This is a genomic window from Paraburkholderia sp. BR14374, from assembly GCF_040948685.1.
GTDB classification, from domain to species: Bacteria; Pseudomonadota; Gammaproteobacteria; order Burkholderiales; family Burkholderiaceae; genus Paraburkholderia; species Paraburkholderia youngii.
Map to the genome: position 1 here is coordinate 456,089 of NZ_JBFPKF010000004.1, position 25,183 is coordinate 481,271.

Here is a 25,183-nt window from a genome sequence, read left to right on the forward strand (position 1 = left end):
ACCACCCGGTACGGCCCGCTTACTCGTACCACCGCGGCGTGTACACCCACTGCGCGCCGTTGTCGCCGCAAGCGAATTTTCTCGTCAGCGACGACCCGACGATCACCATCGTGCGCATATCCACGTCGGCCGAGCGCAGCTCGCCGAGCGTCAGCGTGCGCAGCGTGCCACCGGGCCGGCCGATATCGCGCCCGAGCACTACCTGGGTCGATGGCGCGCGATATTCCCGCACGATATCGAGCGCCTTGTCGAGTTGCCACGGACGCGCGCGCGAAATCGGGTTATAGAAGGCCATCACCAGATCGGCTTGCGCCGCATGGCGCAGGCGAGTTTCGATGATCGTCCACGGCTTCAGGTTGTCCGACAGCGACAGCATGCAGAAGTCGTGGCCGAGCGGGGCGCCGGCCTGCGCGGCGGTCGCGAGCGCGGCCGACACGCCCGGCACGATCGATAGTTCGACGGCGGCCCATGCGTCGTTGTGCGATGCTTCGAGCGCTTCGAGCACGGCGGCCGCCATCGCGAACACGCCGGGGTCGCCCGAGGACACCATCACGACCGAGCGGCCTTCGCTCGCCAGCTCGAACGCGTGCCGCGCGCGCTGCAATTCCTCGCGATTGTCGGTGCCGTGCACACGCTGATCGGCGCGCAGCGGGCCAGCCATTTTCACGTAGGTGTCGTAGCCGAGGATGTCGGTCGCTTCGTTCAACGCGGTGCGCGCGGCCGGGACCATCAGTTCGGCACAACCGGGGCCGAGGCCGATCACGGTCAGACGGCCGCGGGGGCGGCCGAGCGTCGCCGGGTCGATGGCGAGTGAGGAGAGGGCGAGCGCGACGTTCGGGTATGCGTCGTCGTGCAGCGTTTCGTGGGGGACGCGCAGCGCGGTATGCAGCAAGCGCGCGGCGCTCGATTCGCCCGGTTCGGCGCTGGCATCGGCGAAACGTAGCGGCACATCGAGAAGCCATGCGGCTTGCGTGAGCGCCGGGTCGGCCATGCTCGGCGACGGCGCGAGCAAGGCCGCGAGCGAAAGCATCGCGAGACCGTGCGCGCTCAGTGCCGCGCGCACGCGTGCGACGATCGCATCGGCGCAGTCGGCATCGTCGCTGACGACAGCCGCCACCACGCTGCGCGGATGAATCACGAGCTCGTCTTCGCGCCCATCCCACGCGCGCGGCGTCACGCGAATCGCGAGACGCGCCGAGTCCGAGCGGGGCAGTTGCGCGTCGTCGAGCCACGGCGCGTCGCCTTCGATGCGCGTGCTTTCGCCCGCGAGCAGATCCGACACGAAGCGCTTGCCTTGGCCGAGATCGGCGAGCGCATAGCCATCGGGTGGATTGAGCACGCAGGTACCGAAGCGCAGCTCGCCGCTCGTCGTGATCGCGGGCTGCACCGCCAACTCGGCAGCGATGTCGCGCGCCATCAGGTTGACGCCCGCGAGGCCGCCGAGCAGCGGCACGACCGCGCTGCCGTCCTCGGCAACCGCGAGCACCGGCGGCTCGGCGCCTTTGTTCGACAGCAGCGGCGCGAGGCAGCGAATCACGATGCCGGCCGCGCACAACGCGACGATCGGCGTGCCGCGCGCATACAGCTCGCGCAGATGCGCGCCGAGTTCGCTGTACGACACGTCGGCCTCGACGCGGCCTTGCAGCGCGTGGACCTGACATGCCGTGGCAACGCCGGCCGCGGCATGCGCGCCCCGCTCGACGTACAGCGCCTGAATCCGCCGCGCCGTCGCGAGCGCGCCCGTGCCGAGAATCACGATCGCGGGCGCGTTCATCCTTGCCATTTCTGCCCCGGCACAACCAGCAGCGAGAAATACGGCGATGCCATCGGATCGACTTCGGCGAGCGGCACGATGCGCTGATTGCGCATCGTCGCGCGTTCGACGTACAGCGCGCGCTGCGCGAGTCCGAGTTCGTCGAGCACGCGCCGCACCTTGTCGAAATTGCGGCCGAGTTTCATGATGACCGCCGCGTCGGCATCGGCCAGACGGCGGCGCAATTCGTCTTCGGGCAACACCCCCGACAGCACCGACAAGCTCTGGTTGCGATACACGAGCGGCGCGCCGAGCACCGCCGCGCCGCCGAGCATCGAGCACACGCCGGGCACCACCTCACTGTCGTAGCGCGCCGCGAGCCGGTCGTGCAGATACATGTACGAGCCGTAGAAGAACGGATCGCCTTCGCAGACCACGGCGACGTCGCGGCCCGCGTCGAGATGGCCGGCGACGACTGCGGCGGCGGTGTCGTAGAAGTCCGCGATGATCGCTTCGTACGACAGCGGCGGTTCGAGCGCTTCGGTCGTGACCGGATAGACGAGCGGCAGATGCTGCTGCGCGTCGTGCAGATGCGCCTCGATGATGCCGAACGCGTTGCCCTTCTTGCCCTTCGCGACGAAATATGCGACCACGGGCGCCGCTTTCAGCAGCCGCAGCGCTTTCAACGTCAGCAACTCCGGGTCGCCGGGACCGACACCGATGCCGTATAGCCGTCCGCGGCTCGTTAGCTGGCTCGTCATTTATTCGACCTCCGTCGCAAGCGCGTTGACCGCGGCGGCGGCCATCGCGCTGCCGCCGCGCCGTCCGTGCACCACCACATAGGGGACGCCGCGGCTGTTTTGCGCGAGTGCCGCTTTCGATTCCGCCGCGCCGACGAAGCCGACCGGAAAGCCGAGAATCAGCGCGGGCTTCGGCGCGCCGGCATCGAGCATGTCGAGCAGATGAAACAGCGCGGTCGGCGCATTGCCGATCACGACGACGCTGCCCGCCAGATGCGGACGCCACAATTCGAGCGCGGCGGCCGAGCGCGTGTTGCCGATCTCGCGCGCCATCGCGGGCACGTCCGGGTGCGTCAGCGTGCAGATCACTTCGTTGTTCGCGGCCAGCCGCGCGCGCGTGATGCCTTGCGCGACCATGCCCGCGTCGCACAGGATCGGCGCGCCTTGCGCGAGCGCGCGGCGGCCCGCGCTGCCTGCGCCGGCGGAGAACGCGAGGTCGTCGATCACGTCGACCATGCCGCACGCGTGGATCACGCGCACCGCGAGTTTTTCGAGGTCGGCGGGGATGCGCGCGAGGTCGGCTTCGGCGCGGATCGTCGCGAACGATCGGCGATAGATCTCCTGACCGTCGCGAATGTAATCAAGCATGTGGAGTACTCCGGGCGAGGCGCGCGAGCAGCGCGGCGGCCTCGTCGATCGTCAGTTGGGGCGCGACGCATTGGCCGAAACCGGGGCGGTCGTCGCGTCGATAAAGGTCGTAGCGGCCGGGCGCGGCCGCGAGCAGCGTGTACGGCGCGCGATGCGCGGCCGCGCACGAGCGCGGGCAGCCGGTCAGATGCACGTCGACGCCTGCGGGTAAGCGTTCGGCGAGTTGCAGGGCGTCGGTCTTGGTGTCGGCGAGGCCCTTCGCGCAGCCGGCCGAACCGGCGCAGGCGATCACATGCGTGATGGCCTGCGCGGGATCGCAGGCGTGGCCGAGTGCGCTCAGCTTCGCGAGCACGGCGGGCACCGCGTTCGTCGCGATGTCGGTCAGCAGTACGCTTTGCCACGGCGTTGCGTGCAGCATGCCGTTGCCGTGTTGTTGCGCGAGCGCGGCAAGGCCGTGCAGTGTGGCCGCGTCGATCCGGCCGAGCGGTGGCTGGCCGCCGACGTGCCACGTGCCGTCGCCGCGCTGTGGGTGCGCGCCGAGCCGCAGCGATGCGTCGGCGGGAATGTGGCGTTGCCAGCGGCGCAGCGATGCGTCGCGTGCGAGCGGGAAATCGACGTAGCGTTGCGCGTGTCGCAGCAGCGCATCGGCGGAGTGCGTGGCGAGCAGGTCGCGCATGCGGGTCGCGTCGGCGGCGGCGAGGTCGAGGAACGTGTGCAGCAACGCGCGCACGAGCGCAGGCACGCGCGACGGCGGGACGGCCGCGAGGGCGCCCGTGCCGTCGGCATCGGGATGGTCGCCGGCGTTCGCGTTATTGCCTGTCGAGCCGGGGCACCCCGCGAGGCCGAACACGTAGCGCACGCCTTGTTCCTCAGCCGACGCGGCGAGCCACACGTCATGCGGATGATCGACTCGCGCGAGTCGTTCGCCGCCGTCGAGCAGCAGCGCGAATTTCGGCGACAACGCGGCGAAACGCGCATCGCTTTGCAGCAGCGTGAGCAGCTCCGCGCACAGCGGCGCCGTGTCGATCAGCGCGTGCGGATCGCGGCCGGCGGCGGGGCTGATCATCACGTTGCGGACGTCGTCGGCGTAGCTGAGCGCGGTGGGGACGGTGGTGTGAGGGTCGTTCGTGGTGGACGGTCCAAGCCCCGCGCCAATCAGCGCCGCGCTCAACGCAGCTTCGTGTCCGCTACGCACGCCGCGCAGTTGCAGATTAGCGCGATTGGTCAACTCGGCGACGCCGTTTGCGTGCCGCGTGCTGGCATCGGCGATCGCGTGTGCCTGCGCCGCGCTCAGCACGCCGCCGGGCAGTTTGATGCGGCAGATGCCGCCGTCGCGCGCGGGGACGATGCGCAACAACCCCGGACATGCCGAGGACCGCGGTGGCGTGACCGCGTGGGACGAAACGGTGGGAGGCGAAGCTCGATTCAATGGGGCACCGGGTTTAGCGTCGCGCGACGGCATGGTGGCGGCCTCGCTGCATGCTGCCCGATGAGGGCCGGCGTGAACCATGCGGCCGAAAAGCGCTTCGGGCTGACCGTGGGCAATGAAAGCGGCCATTATATCTTTACGCAATGGCCGCAGCGCCTGTTTGCCGGCCATCGCGCGATGCCGCCGATCGCGACGCATGGCGCCGTGCCGCGGACCCGCGGGCCGCATGGCGGCGGTATCATGCGGACTTTCGCAACCCGCGGTCCGAGCCTGCGCGCAGCCGCATGCATGACGCGGCGCGGTGCAATCGCTCAAAAATCGACGCAACTGATGAGGATGGATGCATGCCGGCATGGCTGACCGTAGTGGGCATTGGCGACGACGGCTTCGCCGGTCTGGGGCGGCCCGCGCGGCGTGCGTTGCTGGGCGCGTCGGTCGTGTACGGCGGCGAGCGCCATCTGGCGATGCTGCCGGCGCGGCTCGCCGCGCGCCGTGCCGCATGGCCGCGTCCGTTCGATCTCGCGCCGTTGCTCGCCGAGCGTCCGCATGCGGTATGTGTGCTCGCGAGCGGCGACCCGATGCTGTTCGGCGTCGGCGCGACGCTCGCGCGGCAGTTGCCGGCCGGCGAATTGCGCGTGCTGCCCGCGCCGTCGTCGCTGTCGCTCGCGGCTGCGCGGCTCGGCTGGCCGTTGCAGGATGTCGCGACCGTGTCGCTGGTGGGCCGGCCGCTTGCCGCGCTGAATGTGCATCTGCATGACGGCGCGCGTCTGTTCGTGCTGAGCGCGGACGGGCGCACGCCTGCGGCGCTGGCGGCCTCGCTCGATGCGCGCGGCTTCGGTGCGACTCACATGACGGTACTCGAACATCTCGGCGGCGAACTCGAACGGCGCGTCGATGGCCGCGCCGATCAATGGCCGGCCGGCGAGATGGCCGCGCTCAATCTGATCGCGCTCGACTGCCGCGCGTCCGCGCAAGCACCGCGTCTGCCGCTGACCTGCGGCCTGCCCGACGACGCCTTTATCCACGACGGCCAGTTGACCAAGCGCGACGTGCGCGCCATCACGCTCGCGCGCCTCGCGCCCGCGCCCGGTGAGTTGCTGTGGGACGTCGGCGCGGGCAGCGGTTCGATCGGTATCGAATGGATGCGCGTACATCCCACCTGTCGTGCGATCGCGATCGAAGCGAACGACGCGCGGCAGCGCTTCATCGAACAGAATCGCGATGCTCTGGGCGTGCCCGGCCTGCAACTCGTGGCCGGCCGCGCGCCGGACGCGTTGCGCGGGCTGCCCGCGCCGCATGCGGTGTTCATCGGCGGTGGGGTGACGGTGCCGGACGTGCTCGACACCTGCTGGGCGCAATTGCGCGACGGCGGGCGGCTCGTCGCGAACGCGGTCACGCTGCAAGGCGAGGCGGTGCTCGCCGCGTGGCGGGAGCAGCATGGCGGCACGCTGACACGCATCGCGCTCGCGCACGCGCAACCGCTGGGCGGCTTCGATACATGGCGCCAGGCGTTGCCGATCACGCTGCTCGACGTGACCAAGTCCGCCAAACCGTCAGCCGATTCGTGATGCGCGACGAAACGCCCGAACAGCCGGCGCCGCTGCGCAGCGGCTATACGACCGGCAGCTGCGCGACCGCGACGTCGCTGGCGGCCGCGCGTCTGCTGCTGGCGGGCGAGGTCAGCGAGGTCGCGGAGATCGTGTTGCCGAAGGGCCAGCACGTGCCGATGCGGCTCACGTTCTGCCGTTTCGTGGAGACGGACGGCGAGCGGATCGCCGAGGCCGGCACGATCAAGGATGCCGGTGACGATCCCGACGTGACGCACGGCGCGCTGGTGTTCGCGCGCGCGCGCCTCGTGCCCGAGCCCGGTGTGATTTTTCGCGCGGGGCCGGGCGTCGGCACGGTTACGCGCGCGGGGCTCACGCTGGCGGTCGGCGAACCGGCGATCAATCCGGTCCCGCGCCAGATGATCACGCAGCACCTCGACGAACTCGCCGCGCACCACGCGTATCAAGGCGGCTTCGAAGTGACGATCGGCGTCGAAGGCGGCGAAGCGCTTGCGCTGAAAACGATGAACCCGCGGCTCGGCATCGTCGGCGGACTGTCGATACTCGGCACGACCGGCATCGTGCGCCCGTTTTCGTGTTCCGCGTATATCGCGTCGATTCATCAGGGCATCGACGTTGCGCGCGCGAACGGCTATATGCATGTGGCCGCCTGCACCGGCAACGCGAGCGAGGACGCGATGCGCGCGCACTACGGCTTGCCCGATATCGCGCTGATCGAAATGGGCGATTTCGTCGGCGCGGTGCTCAAGCATGTGAAGCGCGCGCCGGTCGAGCGTCTGAGCATTTGCGGCGGCTTCGGCAAGCTCAGCAAGCTCGCGGCCGGCCATCTCGACCTGCATAGCCGCAACTCCAGCATCGATCTCGAACAACTCGCCGGCTGGGCCGCCGAGCATGGCGCCGACGCCGAGCTGCAAGCGGCGATGCGCGCGGCCAACACGAGCCAGCAGGCGCTCGCGCTCGCGCACGCGCAACAGGTGCCGCTCGGCGATATCGTCTGTCAGCACGCGTTGGCCGTTGCACGCGGTATCGTGCCGCCGCAGGTCAGCGTCGAAATTTTCGCGATCGACCGGCAGGGCAAGTTCGTCGGAGTCGCCCGATGACGCGCATCTTGCTGCTCGGCGGCACCGGCGATGCGCTGAAGATTGCGCGCCAACTCGGTCGCGCGCATGTGTACAGTCTCGCGGGGCTCGGCAAGGTGCCCGACGACCTGAAGTGCGCGGTGCGCGTCGGCGGCTTCGGCGGCAGTGAGGGGCTGGCGCATTACCTCGCAAGCGAAGCGATCGGCCTCGTGATCGACGCGACGCATCCGTACGCGGCGCGGATCAGCGCGAATGCCGTAGAGGCGTGTCGCGTCGCGAAGGTGCCGTGCTGGGCGCTGCGGCGTCCGGCGTGGCAGCCGCAAGCCGGCGACGACTGGCGCATGGTCGATGACTGGAACGAACTGATCGATGCGCTCGCGCCGTTCAGGCGACCGCTTTTCACGCTCGGACGCGAACCGCTCGCGCATCTCGACGAGATTCCGCCGTATCAATTCTGGACCGTGCGCGTGCTCGATTCGCATCCGGACACCGCGCGCTCGCGCATCCTCGCCGCGCGCGGACCGTTCACGCTCGACGGCGAACGCGCGCTGTTCGCGCTGCAGGCATTCGACGTCGTCGTCAGCAAGAACAGCGGCGGCGGCGCGACCGAGGCCAAGCTCGACGTTGCGCGCGAACGCGGCTTGCCGGTGATCATGCTGCGACGGCCGGTGTTGCCCGACGTCGATCGCGAGTTTGGCGGCGTTGCCGATCTTCTCGATGCGTTGCCCGCGCAGGTGGATTCGGCTTCGGCTTCGGATCAGTGAGCAAATAACTGGAGTACTGAATGACAGTGTTTTTTATCGGCGCGGGTCCGGGCGACCCGGAACTGATCACGGTGAAAGGGCAGCGTCTCGTGCGCAGTTGTCCGGTGATCCTGTATGCGGGGTCGCTGGTGCCGGCGGCGGTGCTCGAAGGTCATAGCGCCGAACAGGTGATCAATACCGCGGAACTCGATCTCGACCAGATCGTCGCGCTGCTCGCGGCGGCACACGCGAAGGGCCAGCATGTCGCGCGCGTGCATTCGGGCGATCCGTCGCTGTACGGTGCGATCGGCGAGCAGATCCGCCGCTTGCGCGAGTTGGACATTCCTTACGAAATCGTACCCGGCGTGACCGCGACGGCCGCATGCGCGGCGGTGCTCGGCTGCGAGCTGACGCTGCCCGGCGTGTCGCAAACGCTGATCCTCACGCGCTACGCGAGCAAAACGTCGATGCCCGAAGGCGAGCAGTTGGCCGAGCTCGCGCGGCATCGCGCGACGCTGGCGATTCACCTCGGCGTGCGGCATCTTGCACGCATCGTCGATGAATTGCGGCCGCATTACGGCAGCGGGTGTCCGATCGCGGTGATTTATCGTGCGAGCTGGCCCGACGAGGAAAAGATCACCGGCACGCTCGACGATATCGTCGCGAAAGTGCAGGGCAGCGCGATCGAGCGCACCGCGCTGATTCTGGTCGGGCAGGTGCTGGCCGCCGAAGGTTTCGCCGATTCGACGCTGTATGGGAGCGGCAGTTGACGGTGCGATGACAGCCTTTTGGGTGCCGGAAAGCGGCGTGCGTTGTCGATCACAATGTGACGCAGCGCGCGAGCGTGGCCGCCCGTTTCCTGGCAAAACGCGAAAGCGCGAAAGCGCGAAAATCCGCAAGTTCTGCACCGCCACGCGGCGCGCAGACCGCTATCGTGGCGCCATGATGAAGCCCAGCACCGAACGTGATTACCGTCGACGGATCGCTCGCGTGGTCGAGGCCATTCTGGTCGAGCCCGGCGCGCGACACACGCTCGACAGCCTCGCGGCCGTCGCGCATATGTCGCCATACCACTTCCACCGGATTTATCGCGCGTTGATGGGCGAGAGCGTCGTCGATACCGTCAAGCGTCTGCGGCTCGCCGAGGCGGCGCAGCGGCTGACCGACGCCGCGCAAGTCACGGCGGTCGCGCACGACGCTGGCTATGACAGCCCCCAGGCGTTCGCGCGTGCGTTTCGCGATTTCGCCGGTGTATCGCCGAGCGAATTCAGGACCCGGCAGCGGCATCTGGTGGCGAATCCGGCGGCTTCGGCGGCTTTGGCGCGGACGCGGCGAACGGCGCATGCGCGCATCGCGCAGCATGGCGAAGGCGATCGCATAGGCGTTGACGGCTGCCGCGACGAATACGCTGAAAACCAAAGCACGCCCGCATTACCATCCGTCGAAGTCATCGAGATCGCGCCGCTCGACGTGCTATGCCTTCGCCATGACGGCCCGGTCGTGACGATCGGCCAGACCTTCCACACGCTGATGACGACGTTGCGCTGCGACGAGAACCCGCTGTTGCAACAGCGCGTCGGCATCTGCGCGCGCGATCCGTCGATGGCTGGCGGGTTTTGCTATCACGCGGGAGTGGTCGCTGGGTCGCCGGCGGCGTTGCGCGATGCGATGCGGCGGCTCGACGATGCCGCGCAACGCTCGCGTGTTGTCGCGCCGCCACCGGGCATCGAGCCGCTGCCCGTCGCAGGCGGGTTGTATGCGATGCATCGCCTCGTCGGTCCATATGCGCTGATCTCGCCGACTTTCAGGGCGCTGTACAGCGGCTGGCTGCCCCGCAGCGGCTACCGGCGCGATCAGCGGCCGGGGCTCGAACTGTATCGAAGCGCGCCCGATCGCGGCGCGCTGGACCCCTGCATTACCGATCTGCTGATCCCCATTCGCGAGGACTAACCATGATGCGTCGAAGCTGTGCCGCGCTGTCGAGCGCGGTGTTGGTGTCGTTGAGCGTGGCATTGTCGGGGGCGCTGGGCGGCGCGATGTGGGCTGCGTCGCCGGCGCATGCCGACGCGCGAACCGCATCCGCCGACTGGCATGTCGGCGAGACGAGCCGCGTGTTTCATCCCGACGTGGCCCGCAACTGGCGCGGGGCGCAAACGCAGGCGCTGATCACGCGCATCTGGTATCCGGCCGATGCGACGCAAGCCGAGACGCCCCACGATATCGGCGCGCCCGGCCATCCGATGTTCGTCGGCCACGCCGCCGCCGACGATGCGCCGCTGTCCACCGCGCAGCCGAAATACCCGTTGCTGCTGCTGTCGCATGGCACCGGCGGCAGCGCGGACAGTCTCGACTGGCTCGCGGCATCGCTGGCCGCGCAGGGCTATATCGTCGCGGGCGTCAATCATCCGGGCAACAACGCGCTGGAGCCGCGCACGCGCGACGGGTTCATCCTCTGGTGGGAGCGCGCGACCGACTTGAGCGAAGTGCTCGACGGCGTGCTCGCGGACCCGCGTTTCGGTCCGCGCATCGACACGACGCGGATCGGCGCGCTCGGCTTTTCGCTCGGCGGCTACACGGTGCTCGAAGTTGCGGGCGCACGTACCGATCGCGCGGCGTTCGAGCGTTTTTGCACGTCGCCCGAAGCCGATGCGATCTGCTCGCCGCCCGAAGCCGCGAGTCTCGCGCACGCGCCGGACGCGCCGGCCTTGACGGTCGACGGGCTATCGGCCGAAACGAATGCATCGCGGGCGCGTTCGGGCGACTCGTATCGTGATCCGCGCGTCATGGCGGCGTTCGCGATCGCGCCCGCGCTCGGCGAGGCGTTCAACAGTTCGTCGTTCAAGGAAGTGACGATTCCGGTCGCGCTGCTCGCGGGCGAGGCGGACACGACCGCGCCCGTCAACACCAATATTTACCGCATCGCGGGCTTCATGCCGCAAGCGACGGTGACGATGGTGCCGGGCGCCTCGCACTACACCTTCATGGATGTGTGCGAGCCCGAGCTGATGGAGCGTCTGGCGCCGATCTGCAAGGACGGGCCGGGCGTCGATCGCGCCGCGATTCATGCGCGAACCGCGGCACAGGTACGTGATTTCTTCGCGGCGACGCTGCCGGCGCGCGGGCGCGAAGACTAAGTATTGCGGGACATGAAGGGCGTAGTATCGATATGTTGAGTGCGTCGACGGCCCGGAGGAGGCCTTGCTGCGGCGCATCGGCGCGGCCGCGCGTGACGGCCGCTCAGGTGTATGCACCTTGCGCAGAATGCGCGCTCGCGCCAGCGCAGCCGGCCAGCCGGCCGGTTTGGGCATGAGCGTTGCGTATTCGGATTTCCCTTTGACACACGGAGGACAATCATGAGGATCGAATTCACCGGACGGCGGGAAGTGGTGGCTGCTGCGCGCGTCGCCTACGAGGCCAATGTGGACGGGAAGGACGTATGGTGCAGCGTGTCGCTCGACGCGCTCAATGACCATTTCGGCAACGGCAGCCTCGGCAACGGCGCCCCGTCGGCTCACGATCTGGTGGGAACGTTCGAGGCGAACCGCGCCCGCATTGAAAATGCTACGCGGCGGGTGCTCGAACGCAACGGGGGACGGTCCGTGGAACTCGAAACGCGCGACTTCGATTGAGCGGCCCGCTTGCGCGTATCGGGTCAACTGATTCGCGCCGCGGTGGAAAGGACTCTTCCACCGTGGCGACTATATCCGCGACGCCGGCGCGGCTACAGTATCGACGCACACATTGCTTCATGCGTGTGAGCGAGAGAGTTGGACCCGGCTGCCGGCAGCCGGGTCTTTTTTTATGGGCGCGTCCAGGCACACCATTATTTCGCTGGCAATTCGACGCTGGAGCGTCCGACGATTAGCACGGTGATTCGCGCGACGAGTGAAAGGCTGCGGTATAGTCGCGGCAAACTTTAAATCCGTCTCTTCGATTCTCTGGAGAAAATCGTGCAGGAAATCATCGAAGGTCTGATCCGCTTTCAACGCGAGGTCTTTCCACAGCAAAGCGCGCTCTTCAAGCGTTTATCGACTGCGCAGAATCCCAGCACGCTCTTCGTGACCTGTTCGGACAGCCGCGTGGTGCCGGAGTTGCTGACGCAGACCGAGCCGGGCTCACTGTTCGTGATCCGCAACGCGGGCAACATCGTGCCGTCGTACGGCCCGGAGCCGGGCGGCGTGTCGGCAACCGTCGAATATGCGATCGCCGTGCTCGGCGTGACCGACATCGTGATCTGCGGCCATTCGAACTGCGGCGCGATGACGGCGATCTCGTCCTGCACGAACCTGGAGCACATGCCGGCGGTCGCGAGCTGGCTGCGTCACGCGGATGCGGCGAAAGCGATCAACGCGTCGCGTCACTATTGCTCGGATGCGGAGCGTCTCGCGGCGCTGGTCAAGGACAACGTGATCGCGCAGCTGGCCAATATCCGCACGCATCCGTCGGTGGCGGTCGGACTCGTGAACAAGACGCTGCGGCTGCATGGCTGGATCTTCGATATCGAAAGCGGCGAAATGCTCGCGCTCGATGGGAATACCGGTAACTTTTTGTCGCTTACAGAGAATCCGGAAATTTATGCGGGTTGACGTGGCATTTGAAACCGGTTTTGCTTTGAGAAATCAATAGCCCGAGCTTGCTAAAAGCCTTGCCTAAAAAGAACGCGGCGCAACGGATTTTCCGGTGCGCCGCGTTGTTTTTTCTATCAGCTCGACGTCACCAGCGAATCCGACGGCACGACCTTCGACACATCAGGGCTCTTCGCAGCCGGGTTCGATCACAACAGAGGCATGCTCGCCGCTCCGCTGCCGTGCACGTACTCGACCTTGATCGACGCGCTCGGGTTCGCGGCGAAATGGACCTCTTGGCTTGGGACTCCGATTAAAGGGCCCGTTTGCACAGAAGAATCCCCGTCGGTTTCGGACACATCCACGACGAGATCCGCCGATTCGTCAGTTGTTGGGTCTAAAAGGAAAACACTGTCCTTCTGATCGCCGACACTTTGACTAATGGGTCGTCGATCTGTCGGAATGGGGAGCGTGCCTTGTACAGCGAACCGAGAATGATCGTGTTGACGGGCCTCGTCTTCGGCGCGGTGACGATTGGGGCCTACGTGTCGCAGTTGGACAACGACTGGTCGTCCGGCCGGGACGTGAGCCTCGTCGCAGACGGCGAACGGGGTGTCGGCGCGACGGGCGCGGCGGCGACGCGGCACCATGCGATGCGCGACGACGTGACTGCGCTGCGGTCTCAGCCGGCCGCGTCGATCGGAGCGCAGGCAGGCGACGCACTGGCCATCGCGGCGCTACAGTACGCGCGGGAGTCGAACAAGCCGCAACCGCAGGTGCAACCGCAGCCGCAGCCGACGAATTTGCCGCCACAGCCCGCGGTCACTTCGAACCGGACCCAGGCGCCGCCCGCGGCAAAGACCGTGCGCGCACACCATAGCCGGATTGCATCGGGCACCACCACGAAACCGCGTTCAGCGCAAAGCGCTGTGACGACATCGGGTACTCATGCACGGGGCAGCAGCTACCGGAAAAGTTCTACTGCCGAGCGCTCCGGCAAGAAAGCGGCTGGCGTGATCCCAGAGGCGCGGCCGTCGCCGCAACATGCAACGCAAGGCGTCGAATCGGCGTGGTCGATGCCGCGCTCGGGGCAGAGCAGCGAGGCCGCGACTCAGGCGGTTGCCAACAGCGGCCCCAAAACCCGCGCCGAGGTAGAGGCCGAACTCGTGCGCGCGAGAGAGAACGGCACGATGCCCGCGTTCGGCAGACCCGCACCGTCGGGACCTGGAGCGCACTGAAGCAGGGCGCCGCGCCGCGTCCCATCAACCTTTAGATCAACGACGCGGCCAGCCGCGCGAAGGTGGTCTCGTCGGTGCGATCGAACGCGAGTGGCGTGACCGATACGCGGCCCGCCGCGACCGTCGCCGTTTCGCTGTCGGCATCGTTCTCGCGCGGGCCACGATCGAAGCGCAGCCAGTGATACGCGATGCCGCGCGGATCGACTTCCGGCAGCACCTCGATGTCCCTGACGAGCCCGACGCCCTGGCGCGTCGGCGTCAGCGGACCGGCATCGGCTGCATCGACGTCCGGGAAGTTGATGTTCAGGCAGGTCGGCGCTGCATGCTCGATCGCGAGCAACTGACGGATCACGCCGGGCGCGAGCGTGCGCGCGGTTTCCCAGCGCACGCGCTCGCGATCGGTGAATACCTGGCTCAGCGCGAACGACGGCAGTCCGAGCAGCAGCCCCGTCATCGCCGCGCCGACCGTGCCCGAGAACATCGTTTCGATGCCGAGATTGCCGCCGCGATTGACGCCGGACAGCACCAGCGCCGGCGGCGCCTCGCGCATCAGATGACGCACGCCCATCACGACGCAATCGCCGGGCGTGCCGGTGACGCCGAAACGGCGTTCGCCCTGGCGGCTCACGCGCAGCGGCGAATGCAGGCTGATCGAATGCGACGTACCGCTCTGGTCGTGCTCGGGCGCGACCACCCAGACTTCGTGCGCGAGCTCGGCGGCAACCGCTTCGAGCACGGCGAGGCCGGGCGCGTCGATACCGTCGTCGTTCGTCAGCAGCACTCGCGGCACCTTGGATTCGTAAGCGGACATCGATTCAATCTCCTGTGGGTCGGTCAATGGATCGTAGGGAAGGGACGCCCATTATCCGGCTTTCATTCGACGCGCGTACGATGACGTTGAGCCGCCAACCGACCCAGGACGACCCGCCATGCAGATCGACCCGTTTGAGATCGCGATCGCCGATCAGGACATCGACGATTTGCGCCACCGCATCCGTGCGACCCGCTGGGCGCCCGCGACGCCCGCGCCCGCGTGGCAGCAGGGCGCCGACCCGGCCTGGCTGCGCGAACTCGCGACGTATTGGGCTGGGCAGTTCGACTGGCGCGCGGCCGAACGCAAGTTGAACCAGCTGCCGCAATTTCTCGCCGACGTGAACGGCCAGACCGTGCACTTCGCGCATCGGCGCGCCGCGAGCGTCACACCGGGATTCCAGGCTTATCCGCTCGTGATCACGCACGGCTGGCCCGGTTCGTTCTTCGAGTTTCACGCGCTGCTCGATCAGTTGTGCGATCCCGCCGCGTTCGGCGCCGATCCCGCCGACGCCTTCGACGTCGTCACGCCGTCGCTGCCGGGCTTCGCGTTTTCGCCTGCGCCCGCGCAGGCCGGCATGTCCGCGTTCCGGGTCGCGGACCTGTGGGTGTCGCTGATGCGCGGGCTCGGCTACGAGCGCTTCGGCGCGCAGGGCGGCGATCTTGGCGCGGGCGTGTCGATCGCGTTGGCCGCGCATCATCCGCGGGTGGTCGACGGCATCCACCTGAACTTCCTGCCGAGTTCCTACGAGCCGGCGATCGGCGCGGCGCAGCGGGAGCCGACCCCGGCCGAGCGGGACTATCTGCGCGAGAAAAACGACTGGGCCGCACTAGAAGGCGGCTACGCGCATCAGCACAGCACCAAACCGCTGACAGTCGCCGCGTCGCTGAACGATTCGCCGGTGGGACTCGCCGCATGGATCGGCGAGAAGTTTCGCGCGTGGAGCGATTGCGGCGGCGACGTCGAAAGCGTGTTCTCGATCGACGAGCTGCTGACCAATATCTCGCTGTACTGGTTCACGCAGTGCATCGGCCCGGCGATGCAGATGTATTGGGAAAACCGCCTGCAGCCGATGCGATTCACCGATGGCGAGCGCATCGACACGCCAGTCGGCTTCGCGCTGTTTCCGAAAGAGATCAATCATCCGCCGCGCAGCTGGCTCGAACGAACCTTCAACGTCGTGCAGTGGAGCGAAATGCCGGCCGGCGGGCACTTCGCGGCGATGGAAAAGCCAGAGTTGCTGGCGGCCGAGATTCGCAAGTTCTTCAGGCCGTTGCGGCAGAAAACACGTTAGGCCGCAGCGTAGCGCGCAAAAAGCGCATGGCGCATGGCGCGCGGCGCGCGGCGCAAACTTCAACCCCGGAGACCGACGGCATGAGCGCACCCGTCACGCTGCTTCTGTTCGACCTGGAAGGTGTGCTGTCGCACTACGACCGCGCCGCGCGTGTCGAGCGTCTCGCGGCGATCGCGGGCTGCGCGGAAGAGACCGTGCGTCATGCGATCTGGGGCTCGGGACTCGAGGCGCGCGCCGACGGCGGCGAAATCAGCGACGACGAATATCTGCGCGAACTCGGCGCGCTGCTCGGTTATCCGGTGAGCCGCGCCGAATGGCTCGACGCGCGGCTCGCGTCGATCACGCCGAACGAAGCGGCGCTCGCGCTGGCGTCGCGCGCGGCGCAGCGTTGCCGCATCGCGATACTGACCAACAACTGCCGCCTGCTGACCGACCACATCGCTTATCTGAATCCGCCCGTGGCGCGGCTGTTCGGGCCGCACGTGTATTCGTCGGCGGTGTTCGGCGCGGCGAAGCCCGCCGCGCAAACCTATCTGCGCTGCGTCGAACGGCTCGGCGCGGTCCCAACGGAGACGCTGTTCATCGACGACAGCGAGGCCAACGTGGACGGCGCGCTCGCGGCTGGGTTGCAGGGCTACCGGTTCGTCGACGCGGATGGCCTGGCGGTCGAATTCGCGCGGCGCGGTGTGCTTTAGCCGCTGCGATGACGGTCGAACTTCCACGCACGAGGGCACCATAACGGCTATGGCACTTGCGTCGAACCACGATCACCGCCGCCGCTTTCTGCGCGCGGCGCTCGGATTACCGGCAACACTCGCGTGGTCGCGCGTCACGTCCGCGCAGACTAAAACACCCGCGCAATCCGGTACCTCCTTACCCCGCATGAACCGCCGCGCGATCCCGTCCACCGGCGAAGCGCTGCCCGTGATCGGCTGCGGCACGTGGCGTACCTTCGACGTCGGCGACGATGCCGCCGCGCGCGCCCAGCTCGCCGACGTGCTGCGCATCCTGTTCGAAGCGGGCGGCTCGGTGATCGATTCTTCGCCGATGTACGGTTCGTCGGAAGCGGTCGCGGGCGCGCTGCTCACCCAGCTCGACGCGCATCGCAAGGCCTTCGTCGCCACCAAGGTCTGGACCGAGGGACGCGCAGCCGGCATCGCGCAGATGGAGGAATCGCTGCGGCGTTTCCAGCAGCCGCATGTCGATCTGATGCAGATCCACAATCTGCTCGACTGGCGCACGCAGCTCGCGACGTTGCGCGACTGGAAAGCGCGCGGCCGGATTCGCTATCTCGGCATCACACATTACACGTCGAGCGCGTTCGACGAGGTCGCGGCGGTGATGCGCAGCGAGAAGCCCGACTTCGTGCAGATCAACTACGCCGCCGACGATCGCGCGGCCGAGCAACGCATCCTGCCGCTCGCGGCCGATCTCGGCATCGGCGTCGTGATCAATCAGCCGTTCGGCGGCGGTGGTTTGCTCGCGCGCATGATGAAAACGCCGCTGCCCGCATGGGCTGCCGAAATCGGCTGCACGAGCTGGGCGCAGATTCTGTTGAAATTCGTGCTCGCGCAGCCCGCGGTGACGGTCGTGATTCCCGGCACCGGCCGGCCGCAATACATGGCGGACAACGTGCGCGCGGGATCGGGACCGCTGCCCGACGCTGCGATGCGCGCGCGGATCGTCGCGGCGGTCGGCGGCTGACGCGATGCGCAATCCAGTGCGCAATCCGTCACTGCGTTTACGGGCTGCTTTCTATTCACATACACGCGCCGCGTCCCGCAAACGCCGCACGACGCGGGAATAAAACCCGCCACACGACAGTCATGCCTCACGAACCGGGTTCGGTTCGGCGAATCCCTATCGTGAGGTCATCATGTCGTCACAACATTCATTCGATCCGGCGCGTCGCGGCGCGCTGAAGTGTCTTGCGTTCGGTGGCCTGGGCACCGTGTTCATGCTGTCGGGCGGCGTGCTGACGCCGGTCGAACTCGCGCTCGCGGCCGACGCGAACACCGCGACGCCAGTGGCGGGCACGCCGCTTTTTCTGCAGATCAGCGACACGCATATCGGCTTCAACAAGGAAGCGAATCCCGACGTCGCGGGCACGCTGAAACAGACGATCGATTACGTCAACGCGATGCCGTCGCGGCCGCCGCTCGCGATTCACACCGGCGACATCACGCATCTGTCGAAGCCCTCTGAATTCGATCTGGCCGCGCAGCTGATGTCGGGACTGAAGATCACCGAGCTGCACACGGTTCCCGGCGAGCATGACGTCACCGACGGCCCCGGCACCGAGTACTTCAACCGTTTCGGCAAGGCGTCGGATAACCGCGGCTATTACAGCTTCGATCATCAGGGCGTGCATTTCGTCGGCCTCGTCAACGTGATGCATTTCAAGCCGAATGGCCTCGGCGGTCTCGGCAGCGAGCAGCTCGAATGGCTCGAAAACGATCTGAAAGGCCGCACGTCGAGCACCCCGGTCGTCGTGTTCGCGCACATGCCGATGTGGACGATCTACGAGCCGTGGGGCTGGGGCACGGGTGACGCGGGACAGGCGATGGACTATCTGAAGCGCTTCGGTTCGGTGACGGTGCTGAACGGTCACATTCACCAGATCGTGACCAAGGTCGAAGGCAACGTGACGTTCCATACCGCGCGCTCGACCGCCTATCCGCAACCGACCGCCGGCCAGGGCGAAGGCCCGGGGCCGCTGAAGGTCGCGAGCGACCAGTTGCCGAAGATGCTCGGCGTGACGAGCGTCAGCATCGCGCGTCATCCGCTGAAGGCGACGCTCGACGACACGACGCTCGCCTGAGCGCACGCGCTACTTTTACGCTCGAGGAGATCAATGATGCCAACCAACCTGATGGGCCGAGTACTCGCAGTTGCGCTCGGCAGTGCCGCGATTCTGGCGATGTCGGCGGAGCTCGGCTTCGCGCAAACCACCATGCCGATGCAGATGCCGATGAAGCCGGCGCAGCAGCAGACCGTCGCGGCGACACCTAATGCGATGTTCATGAAAAACTTTAATTTCACGCCGACGGATTTGACCGTCAAGGCGGGCACGACGGTCACATGGAAAAATCTCGACGGCGAGCCGCACACTGTGGTCAACGACGCGGGGCTGTTCCGCTCGGCCGCGCTGGATCAGAACGACACCTATCAATTCAAATTCGATAAACCGGGCGTGTACAAGATCTTCTGCGGCATTCATCCGAACATGAGGGCGACCATTACCGTGCAATGAGCGGTGCCATGAGCGGCGAGGCGAACCGGGCAACCCGCGCCGCTCACGCGGTATGCAGCTCGCTCAACCGGCACAGCAGAATCCCGTAGCCGGTCAGATGTCCGAGGTACACGCTCGTAAACACGTTCGACGCGGGCAGGTCCTCGGTCAGTTGACGCAGGTCCTCGATATGCAGAGGCGGGGCGTCGAGCCGCGGACGCTCGGCGCGCAGGTCCGCCGCCTCGGCCAGTTGCCGGTGAGCGCTGACGAGCCGCGCGAGCCGCGCGAGAAACATTTCGCGCCACGCGGCATCGAGCGCGGCGAACTGATCGTGAAACGTGTCCATCGTTTCCAGAAAATTGACCAGCGAATCGAAAGTCTCCTGATAGCACGCGAACACCGGCAGCCTGGCCGCGTTGCGCTTCAGATGCGGCGACACCCACGCCTGCTCGAGGTCGGTCTTCAGCAGCAGGTGAGCCTGCTTCAGGTTCGTGCTCAGCGTGCGCAGCTTCGAGGCCGCCGGCTTGATCTGCGCTTTGTCGAGCTGAGCCGCGGCTAGTTGCGCGACGACATCGATGGCCTGTTCGTTGCCGTCGTTGACGAGCGTGTTCGCCCAGTAGCCATGATCGGGCGGAAATGCGATCTGCTGGATCACGAAGCCGAGGAACATGCCGAGTACCACGCCGATCAGACGCTGTTCGAGCAGAGGGAGATGTTCGCCCGTATAGAGCACGAGCGTGATCGGCACCGTGATGCTGGTCATCTGGAACAGCGACGGCCGCAGCGCGACGATGCTGAAGATCACGAGCGGCAGCAGTGCCGCGCCCATCCACAGGTGCGGTGCGGTCAGCCAGATCAGCAGCGTGCCGATCGGCATCGCCACCACGTTGGAAAACACCCGCTTGTAGAAGTAGCTTCGCGCCGCCGAAATCGAGCTACCGAGCGCCAGCGTCAGCATCGTCGAACCGGCGAGCGGCACCGCCGCGTCGGGAAAACCGAGCAGGTACGGGATGCCGAAACCGATCCACAGGCCGAGCGTCAGCTTCGTGTATCTGGCGGTTTCCGAAAGAGAAAAGCGCGCGAGCGCGCGGCGCAGCGGCGTGAGGGGTTGGTGCTGATACCTGTTCGACATGATTCTCATGCTGACCGATGAGGTGGGGCCGGGCCGCGTGAGGCCGGGCCGCGTCAGGGACGGCACGCGTTCGCGACATGCGCGCAGGTGACCTTACCACCGGGCGCGAATGGTTTCGGGAATTCGCACGCTATCAGGTTCGCGAGATGCGGCTTAAGGGCGCCCGGCGCTAAGTCCCACGAGGGTTTCAAGCGGCGCTGTCGGCGTCGCGCGTGAGTGCGCGTTCAGGCGCGGTTGTTGCGTGCGAAACGGCCACCCCGATGGCGCGTTTCGCGGAACCCGCGTCGCATCGGGCGTCGCGGTGACGGCAGGCGCGCGGCTGGCTGTCGAGCGATTAGCGGAGTTGGAGTTTTTACCAGCTTTGCGCACTTTTTTGCCAGCTCACGCGGTATCCGGCGGCGTCGTTCGAAGCACCCTGGAAGCGACGCGCAAACGCAACGCTGCTGTGTTGTCGGCGGTTCGCGACAGGATTACATTCATTGAGCATTGCGTGCGGCGGCAGCCCGCGAGCGCGGCTTACGCGGCGGCTCGTCAGTGCGCCAGCTGGTCAGCAGGAAGTGGCATACCCGGAGCGTATTGCGATGGCTACCGATCCCGACGATACCGACTTGCGTCATTCCACAACGGACGGCCGTTCCTCCTTCGAACCCGACGGCACGGACGAATCGGGCGTCCCGCCGCCGCGCTTCGGCCGCCTCGCGCTGTGTCTCGCGGCGGCCGGCGCGCTGACCTTTGGCGTGATGGGCACCGTCGCCTACGGCGTCTGGTTCAACCAGGATCAGCAGACCTACGCGGATGCCATTGCGGGCGCACGCCAGGCGCTCGGTTCATCGGCGCCCGCGGTGCCGACGGTGGCCGTCGCGCACGCGCCGCAGGAGGCCGCCACGCCCGTCATCGCGCAGTCAGCCACCCAGCCCACCGCGTCGGACGTCGCGCTCGCAACGGCCGGCTCCAACGGCGGCTTCGAGGACACCAACCCGGCCGTGTGGTCCGGGCAGGTCCACCCGAGTACGCCCGAGTCGAATCCCACCACCGCGCTGGCCGATACCCCGGTCGATGCCTCGGCGGATCTGTCGGCGGGTCTGTCGGACCACCCACCCACCGCCCCGATCGTTCCGACGCCACCGCCGCGCTCCATGCGGCACGTCGCGAATTCGACCGCGAAGCCCGCGGGCGGTCAACATGCGAAAGAAACGCGCGTCGCGCAGCAGGAGCGGCGCGCGTCGTCGCAGCACAACGGCGGTCTGTTTGCGCGGATCGGACAGTTCTTTCGACGCGTGAGCTATCGTCAACATGACAACGGCCGACAGCAAGATCCCTACTCCCATCCCTGAGCACGGGGTCGCCGGGTCAGCGGGGCAAGCGTGGCTGCGCGGCGCCGCGCGCGCGCGCGGGCCGGTGTGGCGCTTCCGGCCGGGGCCCGCGAGCGTCGCCGTGGCCGCGCTGTTGTGTCTGCTGTTCGGCCTGCTGTATGTGGCGATGCAGATCCGCACGGTGTTTTCCGATCAGTTGAAGCAGGAGTACGCGGGCCTCGTGCTCGAAGCCGCCGGGCGCGTCGACAGCGCGCGCGAACAGTTGGCCGCGTGGCAGCACATGGCCAACGCACCGGCGAGCCACGACGCGTCGTTCGTGCCGGGCTATGAGGCGGCGCGCGCGGAACTCGCGCGGCGTTTCGCGTCGCTCGCGGCGCTCGTCAACGCGAGTCCGTCGCCGGCGCCGCCCATTCCGTCGATGTCACCGGCCCAGGCGACGCCCGAAGCCGTCGCGGCGGTGCTCGGCAGCGTCTCGGCCTACTGGCGCGCGCAACGCGACGCGGCGAGCGCCGACGTGCGGCTGCGCGTCACGCACGTCGCGCGCACGCTGATCGCGCTCGCCGCGCTGCTGTTCTGCATGCTGATCACGGCGCTCGGCATGTACGCGAAGCGCAACCGCCAGCTCGCGGGGCAGTCGCACGAGTTCGAACTGGCGTCGCTGCACGATTCGCTGACCGGCCTGTCGAACCGCCGCAAGCTGCTCGGCGCGCTCGACGCCGCCGCCAGAAACGCGCGGACCGCGGCCGTCGAGCCGCGCCTCGCCGTGCTCTATATCGATCTCGACGGCTTCAAGCAGGTCAACGATTCGTTCGGGCATCGCACCGGCGACGAATTCCTCGCCGCGGTGTCCGAGCGGTTTCGCGCGTCGGTGCGCAAAGGCGATCTCGTTGCGCGCATCGGCGGCGACGAGTTCGCGGTGCTGGTGCGCACCTTCGCCGGCGATGACGAGCTCGCCGAGATCGCGCGCCGGCTGATGGCCTGCGTGGTCGAGACCGACGAGCAGATGGGAATCGGCTGCGTGCGCGCGAGCGTGGGCATCGCGAGCTATCCCGACGACGTCGACGATCACCGCCGTCTGATCGCCGCCGCCGATGCCGCGATGTATCGGGTCAAGCGCGACGGCAAGAACGGTTTCGCATTCGCGGCGCAGACGGGCAGGGAAGCGACGATGTGAACCTGTCGAGCGTCACTGAGCCTCGTTGCGCCACTCCGTCAGCTTCTCGCGCTCATTGAGTTCGATGAACGCCGGCCGCGCGCGCAGCATGCGGATATAGCCCGCGAGATGCGGCCAGCCCACCGTCGCCGGGTGCGGCATGTTGCGGGTCCAGCGCATCAGCACGAGCGCGAGCAGATCGGCGGTGCTGAGCTGCTCGCCCGCGAGGTACGCGTGGCCGCCGGCGAAATGCGCGTCGAGCCGCTCGCACGCCGCTTCGATGCGGCGTTGCGCGAGCGCGCGCACCGCGTCGGCGCCGGCCGGGTCGCCGTCGCTGCCGGCGTAGAACCAGTCGCGCATCGCGGGCAGCAGCGTGTTCGCGAGGTAGATCATCCATTCGAACCATTCGCCGCGCGCGGCCGACCCCGGCGTGGGCGCGAGCCCGGCGTCGGCGTGGCGCTCGGCGAGCAGCATCAGCAGCGCGGCCGATTCATGCCGGGGCACGCCATCGACGACCAGCGTCGGCACGCGTCCGGCCGGATTCAAACGCAGATACTCGGGATCGTGCTGCTGGCCCGCGTCGATATCGACGAGGCGCGCTTCGAACGGCACGCCCATTTCGAGCAGCATCCAGTGCACGGGCATGCTGGCCGCGCCGGGCGAGTAGTAGAGAACGTAGGACATGTCGGGCTCCGTGGGTCGAGGGACGAGCGGTCGAACCGTGAACCGGAAGAATAAGGGGCTGTCGCCGAAGCGAACAGCCCCTTCAGATGCATCAGGCGCTAGCTGTCTTTCAATGCGCCGACGCGTGCTTCTCCTGCTCGGCCGCGCTCGGCTGCGTCACCGCGCTGACGATCACGAACACGATCACGTTGACCGCGAGCGCGAGGAAGCCGATGTTGACGTCCTTCAGCGCCTCGGGCAGGAACGGCATCAGTTGACCGACGCTCCAGTGCAGCGTCGTGGTCAGCGTGACCACTGCGACGCCCGCGACGATCCCGCAGAACGCGCCTTGCCTCGTCGCGCGGTTGCGCGGGAACAGGCTGCAGATCACGGCCGGGAACAGTTGCGTGACGAAGCTGTAGCCCATCAGCAGCAGCGCGACGATGGTTTCGCCGCCGTTCAGCGTGAAGAAGACCGCGACCAGCGCGACGATAGGCACGAGGACGCGCGCGATCATCGCGACCGACGCATCGGACGCTTTGCGGTTCACCATGCCGCGGTAGACGTCGTTGGCGAGCAGCGTCGAGGCCGAGGTCAGGATCATCGAGCCCGGCACCAGCGCGGTCAGGATGCCGGCCGCGCCGATCACGCCGACGAACCACGGATCGAACGTCTGCAGCGACAGGCGGAACAGCGACAGGTCGATGTCGGCCCCCTTCAGGCCCGGCACGCGCAGCGTCGCCGCGAAGCCGACGAAGAACACGAACAGCAGGATCAGCTGATAGAGCGGCAGGATCGCGGCATTGCGGCGGAAGATGCGCTCGTCCTTCGCCGTGAAGATCGAACCGAACGTATGCGGCCACATGAAGAAGCCGAGCGCGGTCAGCAGCACGGTCGACTGGAACCATACGACGCTCGAACCGTGCGCCGGGAAGGTAAGGAAGCCTGGACGGGCGGCGTCGATGGTGCGGAACATCGCGGCGAATCCGCCGTAGTAATGCAGCGGCAGATAGATGCCGAGGAACAGCACGATCGCGAGGATCAGCAGGTCCTTGACCACCGAGTTCCATGCGGAGCCGCGCACACCCGACACGATCACGTAGGAGGTCACCACGATCGCGCCGATCCAGATCGCCGCCGTCGACGAGATCACGCCATACGACGCGGTCGCGACGATGATGCCGAGGCCCTTCAATTGCAGCACCAGATACGGAATCAGCGCGGCCACGCCGACCAGCGCGACCAGCGTGCCGAGCGCCGGGCTTTCGTATTTGCGCGTGAAGAAGTGCGGCTGCGAGACGAGGCGGTGCGCTTTCGCGTAGCGCCAGATCGGCGGCAGCATCCAGTACGACAGGATGTACGCGAGCGTGCCGTACGCGAGGATGTAGTAGACCGGTGCGCCCTTGCCGTATGCAAAGCCGCTGCCGCCGAGGAACGTGAAGGTCGTATAGATTTCGCCTGCCATCAGCAGGAACACGAACGCAGTGCCGAAGCTGCGGCCGCCCACGCTCCATTGCTCGAGGCTCATGTCGTGGCCGCGCTTCGCGCGCACGCCGAGGAACAGCGCGAACAGCGTAACGGCAGCGATGATGACGAGTGCGCTCATGGGCGAACCTCCTCGCCATTGGCGGCGACGCGCCGGTTGGACGGATCGAGGTTGTAGACGATCGCCATGATGATCGCGCTCAACACCACCCACATGACGATCCAGGCCAGCACGAACGGCATGCCGAACACGATGGGCTCGACCCGATTGACAAACGTAACGCCGACCAGAATGCCGATGAACGGCAACGCGGCAAGTACACGAAGAAGCATGCGG

The 25,183-nt window shown here is 67.3% G+C and carries 25 protein-coding genes; 16 read left to right on the forward strand and 9 right to left on the reverse strand.

Annotated elements, in window-relative coordinates; genetic code table 11:
- Positions 1 to 19 precede the first annotated feature (19 nt).
- Genes cobJ through cobG form a run of 4 tightly spaced genes read right to left on the reverse strand, consistent with a single transcriptional unit; the run spans position 20 to position 4,603 of the window.
- Positions 20 to 1,774: a precorrin-3B C(17)-methyltransferase gene (cobJ, locus tag AB3X86_RS12315; protein ID WP_368596320.1), complete on the reverse strand. Its 1,755-nt coding sequence runs from the start codon at positions 1,772 to 1,774 to the stop codon at positions 20 to 22.
- A complete protein-coding gene (locus AB3X86_RS12320) occupies positions 1,771 to 2,514 on the reverse strand; it encodes a precorrin-2 C(20)-methyltransferase (RefSeq protein WP_368596192.1) in 744 nt (247 codons plus the stop codon). Before AB3X86_RS12320 ends, cobJ begins: the two co-directional genes overlap by 4 nt.
- Positions 2,515 to 3,141 carry a precorrin-8X methylmutase gene (locus tag AB3X86_RS12325; protein ID WP_368596193.1) on the reverse strand — a complete coding sequence of 209 codons (627 nt, stop codon included), beginning with the start codon at positions 3,139 to 3,141 and terminating at the stop codon, positions 2,515 to 2,517.
- Positions 3,134 to 4,603, reverse strand: a complete 1,470-nt coding sequence (cobG, locus tag AB3X86_RS12330; protein WP_368596194.1) for a precorrin-3B synthase — start codon at positions 4,601 to 4,603, stop codon at positions 3,134 to 3,136. The genes AB3X86_RS12325 and cobG overlap by 8 nt, the downstream gene beginning before the upstream one ends.
- 311 nt (positions 4,604 to 4,914) lie before the next feature.
- Between cobG and cbiE the strand changes: the two genes are divergently transcribed.
- The 9 genes from cbiE to AB3X86_RS12375 all read left to right on the forward strand — a co-directional run bounded on the left by cbiE (position 4,915) and on the right by AB3X86_RS12375 (position 13,763).
- Positions 4,915 to 6,138 carry a precorrin-6y C5,15-methyltransferase (decarboxylating) subunit CbiE gene (cbiE, locus tag AB3X86_RS12335; protein ID WP_368596195.1) on the forward strand — a complete coding sequence of 408 codons (1,224 nt, stop codon included), beginning with the start codon at positions 4,915 to 4,917 and terminating at the stop codon, positions 6,136 to 6,138.
- Positions 6,138 to 7,238, forward strand: coding sequence for a cobalt-precorrin-5B (C(1))-methyltransferase (locus AB3X86_RS12340; RefSeq protein ID WP_368596196.1), 1,101 nt, complete (start codon positions 6,138 to 6,140; stop codon positions 7,236 to 7,238). The genes cbiE and AB3X86_RS12340 overlap by 1 nt, the downstream gene beginning before the upstream one ends.
- The gene (locus tag AB3X86_RS12345) at positions 7,235 to 7,981 is read left to right on the forward strand and encodes a cobalt-precorrin-6A reductase (protein ID WP_368596197.1); all 747 of its coding nucleotides are present in this window, start codon (positions 7,235 to 7,237) and stop codon (positions 7,979 to 7,981) included. Before AB3X86_RS12340 ends, AB3X86_RS12345 begins: the two co-directional genes overlap by 4 nt.
- A 20-nt stretch (positions 7,982 to 8,001) precedes the next feature.
- On the forward strand, positions 8,002 to 8,730 hold the full coding sequence (gene cobM, locus AB3X86_RS12350) for a precorrin-4 C(11)-methyltransferase (protein ID WP_368596198.1): 729 nt from the start codon (positions 8,002 to 8,004) through the stop codon (positions 8,728 to 8,730).
- Between the two features lie 175 nt (positions 8,731 to 8,905).
- A complete protein-coding gene (locus AB3X86_RS12355; protein WP_368596321.1) occupies positions 8,906 to 9,910 on the forward strand; it encodes a GyrI-like domain-containing protein in 1,005 nt (334 codons plus the stop codon).
- Between the two features lie 2 nt (positions 9,911 to 9,912).
- Positions 9,913 to 11,094, forward strand: a complete 1,182-nt coding sequence (locus AB3X86_RS12360; RefSeq protein WP_368596199.1) for an alpha/beta hydrolase family protein — start codon at positions 9,913 to 9,915, stop codon at positions 11,092 to 11,094.
- A 219-nt stretch (positions 11,095 to 11,313) separates the two neighbouring features.
- Complete coding sequence (locus tag AB3X86_RS12365) at positions 11,314 to 11,589, forward strand: DUF1488 domain-containing protein (protein ID WP_013091756.1); 276 nt, start codon at positions 11,314 to 11,316, stop codon at positions 11,587 to 11,589.
- Between the two features lie 321 nt (positions 11,590 to 11,910).
- Complete coding sequence (locus AB3X86_RS12370) at positions 11,911 to 12,546, forward strand: carbonic anhydrase (RefSeq protein ID WP_176123793.1); 636 nt, start codon at positions 11,911 to 11,913, stop codon at positions 12,544 to 12,546.
- A gap of 473 nt (positions 12,547 to 13,019) precedes the next feature.
- The gene (locus AB3X86_RS12375; RefSeq protein WP_368596200.1) at positions 13,020 to 13,763 is read left to right on the forward strand and encodes a DUF4148 domain-containing protein; all 744 of its coding nucleotides are present in this window, start codon (positions 13,020 to 13,022) and stop codon (positions 13,761 to 13,763) included.
- Positions 13,764 to 13,794: 31 nt separating this feature from the next.
- Here the strand turns inward: AB3X86_RS12375 and surE are convergent, their stop codons facing one another.
- Entirely contained in the window at positions 13,795 to 14,574 is a 780-nt protein-coding gene (surE, locus tag AB3X86_RS12380) for a 5'/3'-nucleotidase SurE (RefSeq protein WP_368596201.1), read from the reverse strand.
- A 118-nt stretch (positions 14,575 to 14,692) separates the two neighbouring features.
- On the opposite strand from surE, the gene AB3X86_RS12385 reads away from it, so the two are divergent.
- The 5 genes from AB3X86_RS12385 to AB3X86_RS12405 all read left to right on the forward strand — a co-directional run bounded on the left by AB3X86_RS12385 (position 14,693) and on the right by AB3X86_RS12405 (position 19,121).
- Entirely contained in the window at positions 14,693 to 15,868 is a 1,176-nt protein-coding gene (locus AB3X86_RS12385; protein ID WP_368596202.1) for an epoxide hydrolase family protein, read from the forward strand.
- Between the two features lie 80 nt (positions 15,869 to 15,948).
- Positions 15,949 to 16,563: an HAD family hydrolase gene (locus AB3X86_RS12390; protein WP_368596203.1), complete on the forward strand. Its 615-nt coding sequence runs from the start codon at positions 15,949 to 15,951 to the stop codon at positions 16,561 to 16,563.
- A gap of 49 nt (positions 16,564 to 16,612) precedes the next feature.
- Positions 16,613 to 17,572 carry an aldo/keto reductase gene (locus AB3X86_RS12395; protein WP_368596204.1) on the forward strand — a complete coding sequence of 320 codons (960 nt, stop codon included), beginning with the start codon at positions 16,613 to 16,615 and terminating at the stop codon, positions 17,570 to 17,572.
- 172 nt (positions 17,573 to 17,744) lie between these two features.
- The gene (locus AB3X86_RS12400) at positions 17,745 to 18,689 is read left to right on the forward strand and encodes a metallophosphoesterase (RefSeq protein ID WP_176105995.1); all 945 of its coding nucleotides are present in this window, start codon (positions 17,745 to 17,747) and stop codon (positions 18,687 to 18,689) included.
- Between the two features lie 36 nt (positions 18,690 to 18,725).
- The gene (locus tag AB3X86_RS12405) at positions 18,726 to 19,121 is read left to right on the forward strand and encodes a cupredoxin domain-containing protein (protein ID WP_176123799.1); all 396 of its coding nucleotides are present in this window, start codon (positions 18,726 to 18,728) and stop codon (positions 19,119 to 19,121) included.
- Between the two features lie 43 nt (positions 19,122 to 19,164).
- Here the strand turns inward: AB3X86_RS12405 and AB3X86_RS12410 are convergent, their stop codons facing one another.
- On the reverse strand, positions 19,165 to 20,232 hold the full coding sequence (locus AB3X86_RS12410) for an aromatic acid exporter family protein (protein WP_368596205.1): 1,068 nt from the start codon (positions 20,230 to 20,232) through the stop codon (positions 19,165 to 19,167).
- A gap of 581 nt (positions 20,233 to 20,813) precedes the next feature.
- On the opposite strand from AB3X86_RS12410, the gene AB3X86_RS12415 reads away from it, so the two are divergent.
- Together AB3X86_RS12415 and AB3X86_RS12420 are read left to right on the forward strand one after the other, a co-directional pair.
- Positions 20,814 to 21,566, forward strand: coding sequence for a hypothetical protein (locus AB3X86_RS12415; RefSeq protein ID WP_368596206.1), 753 nt, complete (start codon positions 20,814 to 20,816; stop codon positions 21,564 to 21,566).
- The gene (locus AB3X86_RS12420; protein ID WP_368596207.1) at positions 21,526 to 22,719 is read left to right on the forward strand and encodes a diguanylate cyclase; all 1,194 of its coding nucleotides are present in this window, start codon (positions 21,526 to 21,528) and stop codon (positions 22,717 to 22,719) included. Before AB3X86_RS12415 ends, AB3X86_RS12420 begins: the two co-directional genes overlap by 41 nt.
- A 12-nt stretch (positions 22,720 to 22,731) precedes the next feature.
- Here AB3X86_RS12420 and AB3X86_RS12425 read toward each other — a convergent pair whose 3' ends face one another.
- From AB3X86_RS12425 to AB3X86_RS12435, 3 genes are all read right to left on the reverse strand, one after another.
- Positions 22,732 to 23,382, reverse strand: a complete 651-nt coding sequence (locus tag AB3X86_RS12425; RefSeq protein WP_368596208.1) for a glutathione S-transferase family protein — start codon at positions 23,380 to 23,382, stop codon at positions 22,732 to 22,734.
- A gap of 109 nt (positions 23,383 to 23,491) precedes the next feature.
- Positions 23,492 to 24,967 carry a sodium:solute symporter gene (locus AB3X86_RS12430; protein ID WP_368596209.1) on the reverse strand — a complete coding sequence of 492 codons (1,476 nt, stop codon included), beginning with the start codon at positions 24,965 to 24,967 and terminating at the stop codon, positions 23,492 to 23,494.
- Positions 24,964 to 25,179 carry a DUF3311 domain-containing protein gene (locus AB3X86_RS12435; protein ID WP_368596210.1) on the reverse strand — a complete coding sequence of 72 codons (216 nt, stop codon included), beginning with the start codon at positions 25,177 to 25,179 and terminating at the stop codon, positions 24,964 to 24,966. Before AB3X86_RS12435 ends, AB3X86_RS12430 begins: the two co-directional genes overlap by 4 nt.
- Positions 25,180 to 25,183: the final 4 nt, after the last annotated feature.